General features: G+C 31.2%; 19 protein-coding genes. 5 read left to right on the forward strand and 14 right to left on the reverse strand.

Annotation, left to right across the window (positions count from 1 at the left end; genetic code table 11):
* Positions 1 to 18 precede the first annotated feature (18 nt).
* The 6 genes from FHK87_RS22100 to FHK87_RS22125 form a co-directional block, all read right to left on the reverse strand.
* Positions 19 to 1,389: an exonuclease domain-containing protein gene (locus FHK87_RS22100; protein WP_140596870.1), complete on the reverse strand. Its 1,371-nt coding sequence runs from the start codon at positions 1,387 to 1,389 to the stop codon at positions 19 to 21.
* 98 nt (positions 1,390 to 1,487) lie between these two features.
* Positions 1,488 to 2,150: a YggS family pyridoxal phosphate-dependent enzyme gene (locus FHK87_RS22105; protein ID WP_140596872.1), complete on the reverse strand. Its 663-nt coding sequence runs from the start codon at positions 2,148 to 2,150 to the stop codon at positions 1,488 to 1,490.
* A gap of 114 nt (positions 2,151 to 2,264) precedes the next feature.
* The gene (locus tag FHK87_RS22110) at positions 2,265 to 3,515 is read right to left on the reverse strand and encodes a DUF1015 domain-containing protein (RefSeq protein ID WP_140596875.1); all 1,251 of its coding nucleotides are present in this window, start codon (positions 3,513 to 3,515) and stop codon (positions 2,265 to 2,267) included.
* 64 nt (positions 3,516 to 3,579) lie between these two features.
* Positions 3,580 to 4,467, reverse strand: a complete 888-nt coding sequence (locus FHK87_RS22115; protein ID WP_140596878.1) for a 3-hydroxybutyryl-CoA dehydrogenase — start codon at positions 4,465 to 4,467, stop codon at positions 3,580 to 3,582.
* 200 nt (positions 4,468 to 4,667) lie between these two features.
* On the reverse strand, positions 4,668 to 5,231 hold the full coding sequence (locus tag FHK87_RS22120) for a hypothetical protein (protein WP_226294375.1): 564 nt from the start codon (positions 5,229 to 5,231) through the stop codon (positions 4,668 to 4,670).
* Between the two features lie 76 nt (positions 5,232 to 5,307).
* Entirely contained in the window at positions 5,308 to 6,273 is a 966-nt protein-coding gene (locus tag FHK87_RS22125; protein WP_140596882.1) for a Gfo/Idh/MocA family protein, read from the reverse strand.
* 149 nt (positions 6,274 to 6,422) lie between these two features.
* Between FHK87_RS22125 and FHK87_RS22130 the strand changes: the two genes are divergently transcribed.
* Positions 6,423 to 7,064: a protein-L-isoaspartate(D-aspartate) O-methyltransferase gene (locus tag FHK87_RS22130; protein ID WP_140596885.1), complete on the forward strand. Its 642-nt coding sequence runs from the start codon at positions 6,423 to 6,425 to the stop codon at positions 7,062 to 7,064.
* Between the two features lie 15 nt (positions 7,065 to 7,079).
* Positions 7,080 to 7,655 carry a GldL-related protein gene (locus FHK87_RS26420; RefSeq protein ID WP_226294376.1) on the forward strand — a complete coding sequence of 192 codons (576 nt, stop codon included), beginning with the start codon at positions 7,080 to 7,082 and terminating at the stop codon, positions 7,653 to 7,655.
* 3 nt (positions 7,656 to 7,658) lie between these two features.
* On the opposite strand, the gene smpB is transcribed toward FHK87_RS26420, so the two are convergent.
* The gene (gene smpB, locus FHK87_RS22140) at positions 7,659 to 8,126 is read right to left on the reverse strand and encodes an SsrA-binding protein SmpB (RefSeq protein WP_140596888.1); all 468 of its coding nucleotides are present in this window, start codon (positions 8,124 to 8,126) and stop codon (positions 7,659 to 7,661) included.
* 90 nt (positions 8,127 to 8,216) lie between these two features.
* The gene (locus FHK87_RS22145; protein ID WP_140596890.1) at positions 8,217 to 8,573 is read right to left on the reverse strand and encodes a DUF3887 domain-containing protein; all 357 of its coding nucleotides are present in this window, start codon (positions 8,571 to 8,573) and stop codon (positions 8,217 to 8,219) included.
* Between the two features lie 204 nt (positions 8,574 to 8,777).
* Between FHK87_RS22145 and FHK87_RS22150 the strand changes: the two genes are divergently transcribed.
* The gene (locus FHK87_RS22150; RefSeq protein ID WP_226294377.1) at positions 8,778 to 9,536 is read left to right on the forward strand and encodes a DUF6503 family protein; all 759 of its coding nucleotides are present in this window, start codon (positions 8,778 to 8,780) and stop codon (positions 9,534 to 9,536) included.
* A gap of 77 nt (positions 9,537 to 9,613) precedes the next feature.
* Here FHK87_RS22150 and FHK87_RS22155 read toward each other — a convergent pair whose 3' ends face one another.
* The 6 genes from FHK87_RS22155 to clpB all read right to left on the reverse strand — a co-directional run bounded on the left by FHK87_RS22155 (position 9,614) and on the right by clpB (position 16,197).
* Positions 9,614 to 11,089 carry a hypothetical protein gene (locus FHK87_RS22155; protein WP_140596893.1) on the reverse strand — a complete coding sequence of 492 codons (1,476 nt, stop codon included), beginning with the start codon at positions 11,087 to 11,089 and terminating at the stop codon, positions 9,614 to 9,616.
* Positions 11,090 to 11,344: 255 nt separating this feature from the next.
* Positions 11,345 to 11,470 (reverse strand): hypothetical protein, encoded by a 126-nt coding sequence (locus tag FHK87_RS26555; protein WP_262711277.1) that lies wholly within the window; start codon positions 11,468 to 11,470, stop codon positions 11,345 to 11,347.
* Positions 11,471 to 11,524: 54 nt separating this feature from the next.
* On the reverse strand, positions 11,525 to 12,007 hold the full coding sequence (locus tag FHK87_RS22160; RefSeq protein ID WP_140596895.1) for an acyl-CoA thioesterase: 483 nt from the start codon (positions 12,005 to 12,007) through the stop codon (positions 11,525 to 11,527).
* A gap of 48 nt (positions 12,008 to 12,055) precedes the next feature.
* A complete protein-coding gene (locus FHK87_RS22165) occupies positions 12,056 to 12,652 on the reverse strand; it encodes a TetR/AcrR family transcriptional regulator (protein WP_140596897.1) in 597 nt (198 codons plus the stop codon).
* Between the two features lie 88 nt (positions 12,653 to 12,740).
* Entirely contained in the window at positions 12,741 to 13,388 is a 648-nt protein-coding gene (locus FHK87_RS22170; RefSeq protein ID WP_140596899.1) for a hypothetical protein, read from the reverse strand.
* Between the two features lie 208 nt (positions 13,389 to 13,596).
* A complete protein-coding gene (gene clpB, locus FHK87_RS22175) occupies positions 13,597 to 16,197 on the reverse strand; it encodes an ATP-dependent chaperone ClpB (protein WP_140596901.1) in 2,601 nt (866 codons plus the stop codon).
* Positions 16,198 to 16,414: 217 nt separating this feature from the next.
* Between clpB and ytxJ the strand changes: the two genes are divergently transcribed.
* Both ytxJ and FHK87_RS22185 read left to right on the forward strand, forming a co-directional pair.
* Positions 16,415 to 16,810 (forward strand): bacillithiol system redox-active protein YtxJ, encoded by a 396-nt coding sequence (ytxJ, locus tag FHK87_RS22180; RefSeq protein ID WP_140596903.1) that lies wholly within the window; start codon positions 16,415 to 16,417, stop codon positions 16,808 to 16,810.
* 434 nt (positions 16,811 to 17,244) lie between these two features.
* The gene (locus FHK87_RS22185; protein WP_140596906.1) at positions 17,245 to 17,868 is read left to right on the forward strand and encodes a TerD family protein; all 624 of its coding nucleotides are present in this window, start codon (positions 17,245 to 17,247) and stop codon (positions 17,866 to 17,868) included.
* Positions 17,869 to 17,873: the final 5 nt, after the last annotated feature.

The raw sequence follows: 17,873 nt of genomic DNA on the forward strand, positions 1-17,873 counted from the left end.
AATACTAAAACTTAATAATTAGCTTTCTTTAAGGTGAATAATTTTTAATCTTTTGTGTTGTCTCACATAGCTTTGTATGATATGTTGAGCATCTCTGTTATGAGACATTGGTGTAATAATGGACCTTAAAATATCAATATTATTGATTTGATGATTTAGATTAAAATATCCAATCCCTTTAAATACTCCTTCTTCTATCAAAATAACACTCTGCTCATCTATATCTCTTCCTCTATCAAGTATGATCATATTTTTACTATCAAAAGAATGTTTCGCAATCAATTCCAGAACCCTTGTATTATATTCTTCTGCACTTTCATCCCCAATGCAAGCTCCGTAACATTGTTTTATTGTATAATTGAAACAATTACTTTTGCCCTTGTCTAAACCGGTAAACTTTTGGCATAGACCATATTTTTCAATCCATCTATGCATAAAAGATCTTGCTTGTTGACGATTAGTAAACGTTGTAATACTATTTTTTTTACGATCAACTTTTGCTATGGTAAGATTTATGTATCCATTTTGATCTGTAAATTGATATAAAGCTTGATCAAATTTACTTTTACGTAAAGCTCTGTTATATTTAGGCTTATTACGTTTGATTTCTTCACTTTCCTTTAAAAGTGCTACAAGTTCACTGCCTGTAATTTCATAAGTTACATCGGCTACTTCTTCTTGTATTCTTTTGGATTTAATATTATCGTTTGTGAAGTGTTGCGTTAGCCTTTTTTTTATGTTTTTACTTTTTCCAATATAAATAATTTTTCCATCTTCTCGATGCATATAGTATATGCCTGTCGCAGAAGGTGCCGCTTCAATTAATCTTAAAAGCTTATTATCGACTTGTTTTTTGGTTTCTGTTCTAACGGTTTCGGTAATAATCTTTTTTTCAAGATCTTTGGTAAGTAAAAGTTTAAAAAGTTTTACCGTGGCTTGCGCATCACCATTAGCTCTATGCCGATCTGATAATGGAATCCCTAGTCCTCGTACTAATTTGCCAAGGCTATACGATTCTCTATCAGGAATAAGTTTTTTTGAAAGCTCTACGGTACATAGAGATTTTCTTTCATACTCAAATCCTAATCTGGAAAATTCTGTTCTCAAAATTCTATAATCAAAACTTGCATTGTGGGCAACAACTACACAATCGGTAGTGATTTCAACAATTCGTTTTGCTACTTCATAGAATTTGGGGGCATTGCGTAGCATTTCTGTATTAATTCCCGTAAGATTAGCTACAAATGGTTGTATTGGGCGTTCCGGATTGATTAGGCTGATAAACTGATCAATAACTTCATGACCATTAAATTTATAAATAGCAATTTCTGTGATTCCTTCTTCATTATATTTTCCTCCTGTAGTTTCTATATCTAAAATTGCATACATATCTATTTATGCTTGGTAGCCTTTACTTAAAATTAAATCTTTACAATAATACTGCTTTACTTTGTGCTGAGCATGAGTTTCTAAACTTTAATCGTTGCTTAACTATAATTTCTAGCTCCAAAAATAGAACTTCCTATGCGTACCATAGTACTATTATGGTCAATTGCAATTTTATAGTCTCCGCTCATACCGATTGATAATTCCTTTAATTGAGGATATTTAGGTTGTAATTCTTTGAAAAATAGAGAGATGTTTTCAAATTCTTGATTGATCTGTTTTTCATCATTGGTAAAAGAGGCCATCCCCATTAATCCTACAATTTTTACATGATCTAGAGCGCTCAGTTCGTTATCAGCTAATATTTCGATAGTATCTTCTTTACTTAAACCGAATTTACTCTCTTCTTCAGCAATCTTTATTTGAAGTAAGCAGTTTATGATTCGATCATTTTTTTTTGCTTGTTTGTTTATTTCTTTTAACAGTTTCAAGCTATCTACAGCATGAATAAGATGTACAAATGGAGCCATGTATTTGACTTTATTGGTTTGTACATGACCAATCATATGCCATTCGATATCCTTAGGAAGCATTTGCCATTTTTCTGCCATTTCTTGAATCTTATTTTCACCAAAAATACGCTGTCCGCTGTCGTAAGCTTCTAAAATATCAGATGCTGGTTTTGTTTTGGAAACAGCAACAAGAGTTGTATGATCAGGTAAGGATTCTTTTATGCGTTGAAGATTTTGATAAATATCGCTCATAGTTTGCAAATATAATTTAAAATCATTGTATATCTAATTTGAAACGATTAAGATCAAAATCATGTAATGATATTAAAAAAAATGAAAACTATAGTTTGTTGAATTAGTAAATGTTTAAAAGGAATTTTCAAATTCGTATATAGTAATACCACTTCTCAACTTTGGTTCAATATAAGTACTCTTTGGAGGCATGGTTAGACCTTCTTTTGCAATATTTTTCATTTGAGATATTGTAGCAGGAAATAAACTAAATCCTAATGTAAAATTGCCTTTATCTACCTCATTTTTCATATACACAATATCATTTTTACCATGAGAATACTCAATTCTGGTATCTGTTCTCAAATCAACAATGTTTAGTATCGGATTTAATACCGCTTGATAAAGAATCTGAGCATCTAGTTCGTCTAGAGAGGTTTTAAACTGATATCTTGTTTTTCTCAAATACAGAGAATAAAATTCTCCATCAAGATACATACTAAAATGATGAGGTTTTGACGGTTTGTATACATGAGTACCTCTGTTTTCAATCCTAAACCATTCATCTAGTCTAATGAGAAACTCTTCTTTTGATAATCCGTTAAGGTCTTTGATAAGCCTGTTAAACCCATATATTTTCACATGAGATTCAGGAATGAGGTAACTCATAAAAAAATTATAAGCTTCTTTGCCACTATGATTATTATTTTCTTTTTCTAAATCTTTTGCAAGGAGATAAGAAGAAGCAGATCTATGGTGTCCATCTGCAATGTAAATAGTTGAAATTTCTGAGAATGCAGATTTTAATTTTTCTATAATAGTCATATCATCTATCTTCCAGAGATAGTGGGTATCCCTATATGTCGTAGTGAATTCATATTCTGAACGAGCTTGAGTTACCTTATCGATAACTTCTTTGATAGTACTATTATCAGGATAGGTGAGGAGCACAGGTTCTGCATTGAAACCAACTGTTTTAAGGTATTCTTTGAACGTATTTTCGCGATGTGTTATCGTGTCTTCATGTTTTTTAATATGATCAGCTTCATAATCATCAGCGCTTGCAGCTGCGATAATACCACAAAAAGACTCTTGATCTCTATTTACAATTTTATACACATAATAACATGGCGTTTGATCTTGTACAAAAATTTCATCCTCTTTAAACTCATGATACCGATTACGAACTAATTTATAACGTTCTTCGCCAGATATTTGTTTTTGATATTTGTATCCGGGATTTACAATATGTAAAAATGAATATGGATTATAATCCATTCTAGAATCTCTTTCAAAAGGTGTATAGCTTTGGTATGATCTTGATGCGACAAGACTCACTTTGTCTCTGGTAGGTCTAACTGCTTTGAAAGGATATATTTTTGCCATAAATGATCATTTGATAACAGATGTAGTAGTAATGCATTACTACTACATCTTTATTATCTATAGGTTAACTGAATTGTTTGGCAACTTTTTCTGCTTTTTTACTTTCGGAATAGTCGTAAAAGCCTTCTCCACTTTTCACTCCTAATTTACCGGCTCTTACCATGTTTACTAATAATGGGCAAGGCGCATACTTAGGGTTTTTGAAACCGTCATACATCACATTCAATATAGAAAGACAAACATCCAAACCGATAAAATCAGCCAATTGAAGTGGTCCCATAGGATGAGCCATACCTAATTTCATCACTGTGTCTATTTCTGATACTCCGGCTACATTGTTATAAAGTGTTTCTATAGATTCATTGATCATAGGCATTAGAATTCTATTGGCAACAAAACCGGGATAGTCATTTACTTCTACAGGAACTTTATCTAGTTTTTTAGAAAGCTCCATGATAGCAGTAGTCACTTCATCAGAAGTGTTATATCCTCGAATAATTTCTACTAGTTTCATGATCGGTACAGGATTCATAAAATGCATCCCAATAACCATATCCGGTCTCTTGGTTACAGAAGCTATTTGTGTTATCGATATAGACGAAGTATTACTGGCCAAAATAGTTTCTTCAGAACAAGCTTCACTTAATTCTTTGAAGATATTTAATTTTAAGTCAATATTCTCAGTAGCTGCTTCTACAACAAGTTCTGCATATTCAACACCTTCTTTTATAGAGGTAAAAGTAGAAATATTACCTAGTGTGTTATTTTTATCCTCTTCAGAGATCTTTTCTTTAGCGATCATCCTGTCAAGGTTTTTAGTTATCGTAGCAATACCTTTGTCCAAAGCTTTTTGCGAAATATCTATAAGTTGTACTTTGAAGCCTTTTTGCGCAAAAGTATGGGCTATACCATTACCCATAGTTCCTGCACCAATTACTGCTATATTTTTCATATGTGTATTGTGTTTTGAGATGTTATTTATTTAAATAAAATTGTGTTTGCAGTATGTTTATCGTCTTAGTTATAATGATTACACAAGTGAGTGCTTAAATTTGCAAAAGTGTACCAATTTTGAAATTCTGCAATAGTTTTCAAAGTAGATGAAGACACGCAATCATTTATAGCCATTGTTACTGCTGTTATATTCTTGTTTTATGCAATTTTTACTATTCGGCACTTTTCACATAATGGATATTCATTTAAAAAAGGTTCAATAATTTTGTGTATTTCATCAAAACTTTTTCCGTAAAGATATAATGCCGTTTCTTCTCCTTCCCAATAACTTTCGATACGTCCTAATTTCTCTTCTTCTAAAAGCTTCTGGATTTCATCATAAACGACATTTACATCACATTCTTCGTAAACTTTATCCTCTAAATCATTACTTAAATATAATCCTAATCCTTCGTGCTTTCCAAAATGAACTACTTTTGGATCAGTATTTTTATCCTCTGAAAAAATCGTGATTTTTGAACCATTTGGGGCAAGTATTTTTTCTAATAAATTAATAATTTGTTTAATCAATTCGTCAGAAAACTCCTCTAAATTAACTTCTAAATCACAATAAGCAATTTCCCCATTTCTTTCTTGTCCTGTTCCACCACCTGTAATTTGGGCTTTAATATTTTCTTTTTCAAAAATTTCATTCAATGCATCCTCCAAATCGTGTCGGTGCATAGGTTGTAATTTTGCATTTAATGTTATTTGGATATACATTTTCTTTTATAATTGATATTTATAATTTAATCTCTACTCTAATTTGCAGATATAAATAAAATATATGTACTTATTTTTAATTACTGAAACAATCAATAATTTTAAGAGCTACTTCAAGAGCTTTTTTTCCCTGATCAAGTGATACTATAGGAGTTGTATTAGTATATATTGCATTAGCAAAGGTATCTAACTCATCTAGTATTGCATTATTAGATGGAATTTCCGGATTGTCAAAATAGATTTGCTTTTTTACACCTTCGGCATTTTGTAGAATCATAGCAAAGTCATCAGGTTGTTCAGGAACATCTTTCATTTTTACGACTTCACACTTTTTTTCAAAAAAGTCTACAGAAATATAGGCATCTCGTTGAAAAAATCTTGTTTTCCTCATGTTTTTCAATGAGATTCGACTTGAAGTAAGGTTAGCAACACACCCATTATCAAATTCGATTCTGGCATTTGCAATATCAGGGGTTTCACTGATTACTGCTACACCACTTGCACTAATATGTTTTACTTCTGAATGTACAACGCTTAGTATTGCGTCGATATCATGGATCATTAGATCCAAAACTACAGGGACATCAGTCCCTCTTGGGTTAAATTCTGCTAATCGGTGAGTTTCTATAAACATAGGGTTGTCGATCTTTTCAGAGACCGCAGTAAATGCAGGGTTGAAACGTTCGACATGACCTACTTGCCCTTTTACATTATGTTTTTTTGCCAAAGCAATTAATTGCTCAGCTTCTTCTACAGTATTTGTAATGGGCTTTTCTATAAAAATATGTTTTCCCGCTTCTATTGCTTGTTTTGCAACTTCAAAATGAGCAAATGTAGGGGTTACAATATCTACAACATCAACAGCAGCGATAAGCTCTTCTACAGAATTAAATAATGTATAGCCAAACTCACTGGCTATTGCTTCTGCTTGTTGCTGATTGGTATCATAAAAACCAACTAGGTTATAATTTTCAGATTGTTGTAAAAGACGTAAATGGATTTTACCAAGGTGTCCCGCACCGAGTACTCCGGCTTTGAGCATAATTCGTGATTTTACACAAAAATAATACTATTTATAAATTTTAATATTAATTATCTCTAAAATCCCAAAAAATAGTCTTTGTGAAAAAAATATTTATTAATCTTTAAATTGTTTGTGTAATTTTATCCGCCTAAATAACCCTTAGAATCGTGAAAGATACCCTTAGACATGCTGGAATGAGAAAGCAATTGGTTGAAGTTTTAATCCGAAAAGGAATTAAAAACAAATCTGTATTGTCTGCAATAAATAAAATTCCCAGGCACTTGTTTATGGATTCAAGTTTTGAAGATCATGCTTATCAAGATAAAGCTTTTCCTATTGCAGCAGATCAAACTATTTCTCAGCCTTATACTGTAGCTTTTCAAAGTGAATTATTACAACTTAAAAAAGATGATAAAGTGCTTGAAATTGGCACAGGATCGGGGTATCAAACGGCAGTTTTGTGCGAGTTAGGAGCAAAAGTGTATAGTATCGAGAGGCAGAAAGAATTATTTAAAAAAACAAAGCTTTTTTTGTCTAAGCTCGGGTATAGACCTAAATATTTGTCATTTGGTGATGGGTATAAAGGTTTGGTAGAACATGCTCCCTTTGATTCTATTATTGTTACTGCAGGGGCTCCTTTTGTGCCGAAACCTTTACTGGGACAGCTAAAAGTAGAAGGACGCCTCGTAATCCCTGTTGGGGATGATACGCAAATTATGACACTTTTTATCCGTAAAAGCAAAACTGAATTTGAAAAGCACGAATTTGGAGAGTTTAGATTTGTGCCACTATTAGAAGATAAAAATTAGCAACATTCTTATAAGATGAGGAAAATTGAAATTCTGCTTCTTTCATTTTCGTGCTTAGGATTCTTAATGTTCATACTTAATTATCCATTTGGAAGTATAATACTAATTTTATCTCTTTTATCGCTATCCAGTATTTATTTCTTTCTAGGGTTTTGGCTATTTCATCATCATAGGTTCGGTTTAATATTTAATAAAAAATCTTCTTTTGCTAAAGTTATTGGAAGAATAGCCACTGGTATCGGAATTTCGATAGTAATATTAGGCATCATGTTTAAGTTATTTAGATGGCCATTTGCAAATCAGAATCTTATGATAGGGTTATGTTTTTGCACTTTGATAATGATATTAAGTTTAATAATGTTTATTGCAAAAAAAGATATTTTTTATAAGACTATTGCAATAAGAACCGTTTTCTATGTTTTAATTGGCCTTTTACTTCTGTTATTACCTTCTTATACGTTTATAAAAATAAAATATAGAGATTATCCTAAATATATAGAAGTGGTTAAAAAACTAGAAGCAGATCCTAACAACATTTTATTGCAACAGGAAGAAGAAAAAGAATATAATAAAATGAAATCTAGACAGTAGGATTTATTTATAGTTTTTTTTGAGTCGATCCAATGCTCTTTTATTATCTCGATCTTTAATTGTATCTCTCTTGTCGTAAAGTTTTTTACCTCTTGCTAGAGCAATATTTAATTTTGCAAGGCCATTTTCATTGACAAAGAGTCGAGTAGGTATTATAGTGAGACCAGTGTTTTTCACTTCTTTTTCAAGTTTTTTTAATTCTTTTTTATTTAGCAATAATTTTCGCTCACTTTTTGGATTGTGATTAAAATAGGTGGCATGAGAGTATTCTTCTACATGCATGTTAATCACGAAGAGTTCATTATTGTTAAATTCACAAAAGCTCTCAGCGATACTTGCTTTACCTTGTCGAATGGATTTTATTTCTGTTCCCGCAAGTTTAATCCCCGCAGTAAACTTATCTAAAAATTCATACTCAAATTTTGCTTTACGATTTAGGATATTGATGGTATTAGAACTCTTTGAACTCATTGATATTTTTAAACTTAAATAATAGTTTACAAAAATACAAAGCTTTCTTGAATAGAAAGCTTTGTAGAAAATTAATATTTTATAATGCAACTAAGGTTCCTGAAATTGAATCGTTGCAATTTTATTATCAGGACTTAACAGAAGTTCCATAACAAGGCTTATTTTGTCAAAATTTGCGGTATAACTACTTATACCTTCTGTAGTTTCGATAAATTCGAAACTCTTTAGGCTACCAAATTGTTTGTAGCATCCTGTAACAAATCGGGTAACACCTTCTTTTGTCATATTCTCTTGCATCTCTGTCGTATAAAGATCGAAGATTGCGTCTACATTTTGAGCATTAAAATTCTCTTGAAAAGTTTTGACCGCGTTATCATATGCCGCTTTATCCTGTGCCAAAATTATATTCGTCGTGAAACAAACAAATAATAGAATGATGTGTTTCATAAAATGTTGTATTTGGGGTTTTTATAGGGATGCAAAATAATTATCTTTTTCAAAAAATAAAAAATAAGTTTTAAAGCGTAGAAAAAACAATCTTAAAAAAGTAAGTAAAGTATAGGTTTGTCGTCATACATTTGTATAGCTGTTTATAAATAAGTTTTAATCATCACTAAATATTTATGCGAATAAATATTAAAATTTAAATTCATGATAAAAGAGTATAGATATATAATCATCATTTTAATAGTGTTTTTGTTTTCTGGTAATATTGAGGCACAACTTTCTGCACAACAAATTATTGATAAAACAATACACATGGCAGGAGGTGCAAAATATGATAATGCTTATTTGGACTTTACATTTAGAGGGAAACAATATTCGAGTATAAGAAAAAAAGGATTGTATCAGCTCGAAAGATATGTAAACACCACAAATGGATTGATACATGACGTGGTAACTAATTCTGGATTACAGCGAACTTTGAATAATTGCCCTACAAAAGTTGCTGATTCGTTGGTAACTAGAATTAGCGACGGTGTAAACTCGGTACATTATTTTGCTAATCTACCTTATGGTCTTAACGCACCTGCTGTAAAAAAAGAACTGATAGGGGAGTCAGTGATTAAAGGAAATTCCTATTATAAAATTAAAGTAACCTTTGATGAAGTAGGAGGAGGGACCGATTTTGAAGACGAGTTTTTGTATTGGATTCATAAAGATAATTTTACTGTAGATTATTTAGCCTACAAATATGCTGTCAATGGTGGTGGAGTTAGGTTTCGAGAAGCATATAATGTTCGTACGATTAATGGAATACGGTTTGTAGATTATTATAATTACAAAACTGACGTTTTAAAGACTCCACTTAGCGATTTGGATTCACTCTTTGAAAAGGGAAAATTAAAATTACTATCAAAAATAGAACTAAAAGATATAAGAGTTTATTTCGAAAGAGATTGTTGTTAATACAAATAAGATAGTATAAAAAAGAGTCAAACATTTATAATAACGTTTGACTCTTTTTTTATTGAAAACAATGTGTTCTAGTTATTTTGTTCAAAAATAATTGTATTTCCTATTCCATTTTGTGAAATAGTTTGCATTAGGGAAGTCCCAAATTGAGAAATATTAATACTGTTTTCTGAACCTATTTGTTGAGTGTTCATTATATTTTGATCTCCAACTTGTAAACTCTCCAAATTATTAGATATTCCATCTTGCAAAGCGCTAATGTAATTTTCAACTCCTCTCTGTGTTTGTGATATGGTATTATTTTTTGCTGAAGAATCTTGAAAATCCTGATAGGCAACTGCAACATTGTTTTGCCCTTTTTGTTGTTGAGTAATACTACTGTTTTGTGCATTATTTTGTAAAGCTTCTGTAGTGTTTTCATTACCTTCTTGATTCTGCTGGATGGTACTATTAACACTAGAATTTTGTATGGCAATCCCATTATTAAAGTCTCCTAATTGTTTTTGTGAGATAGTATTATCAAACAATGTAAAATTTTGCTCTGCATTAGCAATGTTATCTGCACCTTCTTGGTTTTGTGTGATTTGATTCCCGATTCCATCACGACCGGTTTGAGTAGCTTTTGAAATATTATTATCCCCGTTTTGAGTTATTGATACTTTTCCTTCGTAACTATTCTGTATCACTTCAATACTATTGTTTTTTCCGATCTGTTGTGTTGTAGACGAATTAAACTCTTCTGATTGTGTCACAGAAACGTTATTCTCTATACCTTCTTGTATTTGAAAACTTGTATTTAGAACTCCATTTTGTATTTTCAAAGCAGTATTGCCGGTTCCAACCTGATGCTGAAGAAGAATATTAGTGTTGTTATTTGCAATAATTGTAGCGTTATTATTATTTCCTTCTTGATGTTGTTTTACAAGATTATTGTTACCATTTAGATCTGTACGAGCAATATTAAATGACCCACTTTGTTCTTGTTCTATACTATTATCATCACCAGAAACATTTATGATAAGCGTATTGTTTTCATCATTTTGTAATTGTTGGACATAGTTATTTGAACCGTCAAGTTTGGTTGTAATGGTGTTTAAATCCCCGTTTTGATTTTGAATTATATTAGTATTTCGTCCAAATATTGAAATTTTAGCTTCTATAGTATTATTGTTTCCATTTTGTCCTTGAGTAATAGTGTTTGTTGTTGTAAAAAAGTCTTGTGTTGCTTTTGCTGTATTGGCATTTCCGGTTTGATTTTGTTCTATGATATTGTTTTTTCCTACCTGAAAAATGTATGCTTGGTTTTGATTGCCTTGTTGAGTCTGATTGATGCTTCCTTCTAAGGAAAGTTCATCAAATACACCTTGTTCTATATTAGAAATGTTATTGTTTCCTATTTGATTAATAATTAAAGAATTGGGAGCTCCGTTTTGATAAATGTTTAATTCGTTTTTCTCTCCTGATTGATTGATATCATTAATATTCGATTGTGAAAAACATAAAGAGTAAATGAATAATGAGAAGATACTAGAAAATACTTTTTTCATGATTTGATTTTAAAAGGTTAATATTATTGTTTAGTATTCTTTAATGAGTTGTTAAAGATATTTCTTTTGTATTTGGTAAGTATTTTCTTTTTGTAATTTTTGAGAGTTTTGAGTGTTGCTATTCCTGATGAAAAGAAATGGTATAATGCTGTTTTTGATTGTGACTTAAGCGTAAGAAGTTATACCCGAAAAACTTAAAAACATTATTAAGTCGGGTAAAAATAGATAACAGTGTATTTTACAAATAATTTTTAATTAATCAAGCATTCCCATTTTCCAGATAACGATAATCATTGATAAAATGGCAATAACAAAAAAACCAATGTAAATGTAAGAGCTTCTCTTTTTGTGAGAAGAACCTAAATCACCTGGGGGTTTCATAGGATTTTGGCATTAAGTTGTTGTTATCTATAAGACTTGTAATTAAAAGAAATGTTACACTTTTTGAGGTTTTAATTTTAAAATTCTTTCTTCAAAGGTTTTTTCAGTTATTGGTTTTTCGATAGCGTCGAATAATTTGATAAGTTCTTCGTTGTGATTCCATCTTTTTTGTTGTAACAAATTGAAATGTACAAATGTGCTCCACAATACTGCTTTTAATACCGTTTTATCGTGATTCCACATTCTTATTTCTACATGTAGTTCGTTTTCTGTAAATTTTCTTAATTGTGAGTCAATGATTACTTCTTCCATCAGTAATGCAGGTTTCAGGTAAGCAATCTGATTTGTGCTTACGACCCAACTTATACCTTGTGTTTTTGCCAGCTCGAAGATATCGAGGTTATAAAACTTGTCTATTTGATCTTCTCTGGCATTGATCATATAATTGATATAAGCAGCATTGTTTAGGTGATTAAAAGGATCGCAATCTTGAAATCTTATTTTGGCTTTACTCTCTAGTACTTTTAATAATTCCATAGTTTCTATGTTTTATACCATTTGGTATATTTTTAAGTAAAAAAATGATTATATTTTTAATTCTCGTATAATAATATTATCTATTTGATCCATCGTTTGTAGGATATAACTATTATCTTCCATCGTTTGAGACATAAAAATAGCTCCTGTAATCATGGTATAAAACTGATTTGAATATACAGAAGCATCTATATTAGCTGATATTTCTTTGTTATATTGGCCAGATACGATAATCTCTGCCAGATTTCCTTTAATTTTAGATATTGTAAATTTTACCCTTTTCATTAATAAGGGATTTTGATGTTTGGCATCTACTCCCATATTAAGAATCGGACAGCCACCTAACTCTTGACTAAAATCATAATAATTTCTGTAGAAATCTGTAATGAGTAATAGTTTTTCTAATGGTGAATTACTTTTTGATTGATGGTGAGCAATACGTCTAAGCACATTTTTTACAGTTTCGTTGAAAGCAGCAATTGCTAAATCCTCTTTATTTTTGAAATTACCATATATAGCACCTTTTGTTAAACGAGTAGCTTTTGTAATATCACTCATACTTGTAGCTGCGTATCCATTTTTATTAAAAATGGGTGCTACAGTTTTAATAATAAAATCTGTTGTTTGCTCTGATTTGGTTAACATGATGCTTACAAATTATTGTAAATATACTAAAAATATACCAAACGGTATTTTTTATTCTTGTTTGAATATCGTTAACTATGTTTTGAAGCTAATTTTGACCGGTTATACTATACATCATATCCAAAGGCTCTCTGTTTGTGATGCTTTTTGGTAGATTACAAGCGTTTTCGATATTTAATTTTTGGTAGTTTGAAAGGATAGTAAATTTTTCGAGAGCCGCTTGGGCTTGATCACAGTCTACGGTTATATTTTTTACGTAGTTGGTTTTAACTTTTTTTCGATAATTACTTCGGTTTTCAAAATCTTTAAACTGACATTTGATTGCATTTCCGTCTTTAAAATAAAAGCGTTCTTCAAATGTGAGGTTAACATTTACTAATTTGCGTTTTCCAGAAGATTTTTTTTCATAATCTTTATACCATATATCATGTATAGAGTATTGAAAGAACAATTGATCATCCCAGACATAAAATTCATCTCTATATTTCACGTGTCCTACTGTATAGGTATGTATGATATGCTTCAGTTCATTTCCATTATAATAAAAGCTAATGCTACCTTTATCAGAAGATTCATTACAAGAATATTCTGTATGGTGTTGTCTTAGTGTATTAGTGTCTACCAATTCTCTGATGAGTTGGTATTTATTTTTGATATCAAAAAATACACCTCTTTTGTTCTGTCCAAAAGAAAAAGAAGAGATATAGAATATGACAATAAAAATAATTGGTTTCATAATATGCAATGTAGCTAAAATCTGCTTTTTTCTATAAGTAAGTTATTAACTGTTTTATGGTTAAAATTGTTTATATGTACGGTTAAACCGTAAAAAATAAGATGATACAAAGATTATAAACCTTGTAAGTTTTGTTCAAAAAAATAGAGCAATTAACATAATACGTTGTTAATTGCTCCATTTGATATGTATTTTATGCTATTGTTGACTAAGAAACCAGATTTTCTTGGTTTCTAAAAACAATATTTCCATCAAATTCATCAAGTAAGATTATTTGATCTGTAGTAACAGTACCTCCTAATATTTCTTTAGAAAGTTTATTTAAAACTTCTTTTTGAATTGTTCTCTTTACAGGCCTAGCACCGAATTCAGGTTGAAAACCTTTTTCTGCAAGATGTTCAATTGCTTGTTCTGTGGCCTTGATAGTGATATGCTGTTGCGACAGCATTTTTGATACACTTTTGATTTGTAGTTGGACAATCTGTTTTATATTTGACTTAGTAAGTGGAGAAAACATAATGATATCATCGATTCTGTTTAAAAATTCTGGTCTTACGGTTTGTTTTAATAATCCTAAGACTTCGATTTTTGAACTCTCCATAGCGGTATCCATATCTTCAATAGCTTCAAATTTATCTTGTATGATATGGCTTCCTATATTACTGGTCATAATGATTATTGTGTTTTTAAAATCTGCAACGCGACCTTTGTTGTCTGTTAATCTTCCTTCATCAAGAACCTGAAGCAAAATATTAAAAGTATCAGGGTGCGCTTTTTCGATTTCATCTAGTAATATCACCGAATATGGTTTTCTTCTTACGGCTTCTGTAAGTTGTCCTCCTTCATCATAGCCAACATATCCGGGAGGTGCTCCTACTAGTCTGCTTACAGAGTGGCGTTCTTGATATTCGCTCATGTCTATGCGGGTCATAGCACTTTCGTCATTAAAGAGATACTCGGCCAATGCTTTTGCCAATTCTGTTTTTCCGACTCCGGTTGTTCCCAAAAATAAGAATGATCCGATAGGTTTTTTCTGATCTTGTAAACCTGCTCTACTTCTTCTTACGGCATCACTAATAGCTTGTATAGCTTCAAATTGTCCGACAACACGTTTTTGAAGTTCTTTCTCTAGTACCAATAATTTTTCTCGTTCACTTTGTAACATTTTGGTAACGGGTACACCTGTCCATTTGGCAACAACTTCTGCAATATCATCGTTAGTTACTTCTTCCTTAATCAACGATGTTTTACTTTGTTGTTCATTGAGTTGTTTTTGAAGTTCATCTAGTTTTTCCTGAGCTTCTTTGATTTTGCCATAGCGTAATTCTGCTACCTTACCATAATCGCCATTTCGTTCTGCTCTTTCTGCATCATTCTTGTATTCTTCAATATTGGTTTTTGTGTTTTGGATAGCATCTACAACCTCTTTTTCGCTTTGCCATTTAGAAAAAATTTCATTACGCTCTTCTTTTATATTTGCAAGGTCTGCATTAAGCGCACTAAGTTTATTTTCGTCATTTTCTCGTTTTATAGCTTCGATTTCGATTTCTAATTGCATTATTTTTCTATCCAGTACATCAAGTTCTTCTGGTTTAGAATTGATTTCCATTCGCAATTTTGAGGCAGCTTCATCCATAAGATCTATGGCCTTATCAGGCAAAAATCTATTGGTTATATAGCGTTGTGAAAGCTCTACAGCAGCAATAATAGCTTCATCTTTGATACGAACTTTGTGATGTGTTTCATATTTCTCCTTAATTCCTCTCAAGATAGATATAGCACTCTCGGTATCCGGTTCATCAACTATAACCTTTTGAAAACGTCTCTCTAAGGCTTTATCTTTTTCAAAATACTTTTGATATTCGTCTAATGTTGTCGCTCCGATAGCCCTTAGCTCTCCTCTTGCCAAAGCAGGTTTTAAGATATTGGCTGCATCCATTGCGCCCTGACCACCTCCAGCACCTACTAGCGTATGGATTTCGTCTATAAATAATACAATATCGCCATCACTAGTTGTCACTTCTTTAACTACGGCTTTAAGTCTTTCTTCAAATTCTCCTTTGAACTTGGCACCAGCTATAAGTGCTCCCATATCTAAAGAAAAAATTTGCTTGTCCTTTAGATTTTCAGGAATATCGCCTGCTATGATACGATGTGCTAGTCCTTCGGCAATTGCGGTTTTACCAACACCGGGTTCTCCTACCAGCATAGGATTGTTTTTGGTACGTCTGGATAAGATCTGTAATACACGTCTTATTTCTTCGTCACGTCCGATTACAGGGTCCAGTTTTCCACTTTCGGCCATCTCGTTCAAGTTTTTGGCGTACTTAGCAAGTGCTTGATATGTATCTTCGGCACTTTGAGAAGTTACTTTTTCACCATTTCTAATTTCGTTGACAGCTTCATTAAGATGTTTTTCTGTTACTCCCTGATCTTTTAAAATTTGGGCGATCTTACTTTTGGATTTAAAGATAGCTATGACCAGATGTTCAATGGAAACATATTCATCATCCATTTTTTTTGCGATGATAGTAGCTTCATTCAGAGCCGTTCCTGCTTCTCTGGATAATTGTAATTCTCCTCCGGATACTTTGGGAAAACTTTGCAATGTACTGTCCAAAACTTGCTGTAATAGATTAATGTTAACATTTAGTTTCTTTAATAAGAATGGAAGTACATTTTCATCTACATCAAAAATGGCTTTAAAAATATGCTCGTTTTCTATTTGTTGATGACCAAAACCTTGCGCAAGTTGCTGCGCTTGTTGTATGGTTTCTTGTGATTTTATAGTGAAATTATTAAAATTCATTTTACTGTTTATTTTGAGTTCGCTAGATCAAAATCAAATAATATTCCTATTGTATAAAAATGTCAAAATGTCTTGTTGGTGTAGAGTTTTGCTGACTTTTTGACTTGTTGTAAAGTTACGTATTTGTTTGCGACAAAATATGATATTTATCAAGTTAATAGGAATCTATTGACTAAGTTTGTAAAGAAAAAGATTAGTTTATCAGTATATTTTATATATGGGAATATTTAAAAAATTGTTTGGGTCAGAAGGACAAGAACATAAAGAAGAAAAGCAAGCATTGCCTTGGCAGGAATTAAAAACGATAGAACAGTTAGATCAAATATTAGATGCATCTAGTACTAGAACGCAAGCCATTTTTAAGCATTCGACAAGATGTGGTATTAGTAGAATGGTCATTCGTAATTTTGAAGATAGCTTCGATATACCAGAAGGGCAAGTTGATTTATATTATTTAGATTTATTAAATCATAGAGATGTATCATCTGAGATTTCTTCAAAATTTCAGGTTTTTCATGAATCACCACAATTTATTGTGATAAGAAATGGTGCTACAGTTCATCATTCATCTCATAGTATGATTACACCACAAGTTTTACATCAGTTTATTTAAATTATAAAAGCTTAAAAACAAAAGGCGGCAATTACCAGTAATTGCCGCCTTTTGTTTTTATTTGATCGACGTTTAAATGTTTTATCAATATAGAGAAAAATATTGAATGATAATATAAAACATAATTAATGATCAATTTTTGACAGTACGATTCTCCTTAAATAATTTTTTAAAAGGAAGTGTTTATCATTATAAGTTGGATGCCAAATAATAGTTCGATTAAATTACTATGATGATAACAAAAGTTAAAATAATGAACGATCATCGTTAATTTAATTTATTAAGAGACATCTTGTATTGTTTTTAAAAACATTTTTTTATATTGGATGCATATTTTTAAGATTATATTAATAAATACTAGATTTTTGTAGCATTTTATTGATAAATCTATCCCCAAATAAATTAGAGCTTAACAATTAATTAACATGTAAAATATGGCAATAAACTTACAAAAAGGACAAAAAATTGAGCTTGAACTGTCCAAACTAACTATCGGGTTAGGGTGGGATCCTAATGAAGGAACCGGACATGATTTTGATCTCGATGCTTCCGCATTTTTATTAAATGAAGATAGAAAACTATCTTCAGAATCTCATTTTATATTTTATAACAATTTATGTGGTCTAGGACATAACGAGAATAATCCTTGTGAAAAAAATGGCTGTACTAATGGCGAGTTTGGAGTTAGACATACAGGAGATGATCCAGATGGAAGTTCTAGTGACGGAGATGATGATGAAGCAATTATAGTTGACCTTAATCTTTTACCAGAAAGTGTTAACGAACTATTATTTGTAGTTACAATTGATGACTTTGAAACTAGAAAACAGAATTTTGGACAAGTGAGAAATTCTTACATCAGAATCGTTAATAATGTAACAAATGAAGTAGTAGCAAAATATGAACTTGATGAAGATTTTTCAATTGAAACAGCAGTAGAATTCGGGAGGTTATACAAAAGAAATAGTCAATGGAAGTTTGAAGCTTCTGGGATAGGATATAAGGAAGACTTAGGCTATTTTGTAAGTAAACATTATTCTGGAGAAGTAATTAAATAAATCTA

The organism is Aquimarina algicola (genome assembly GCF_006443095.1).
Classification (GTDB): Bacteria; Bacteroidota; Bacteroidia; order Flavobacteriales; family Flavobacteriaceae; genus Aquimarina; species Aquimarina algicola.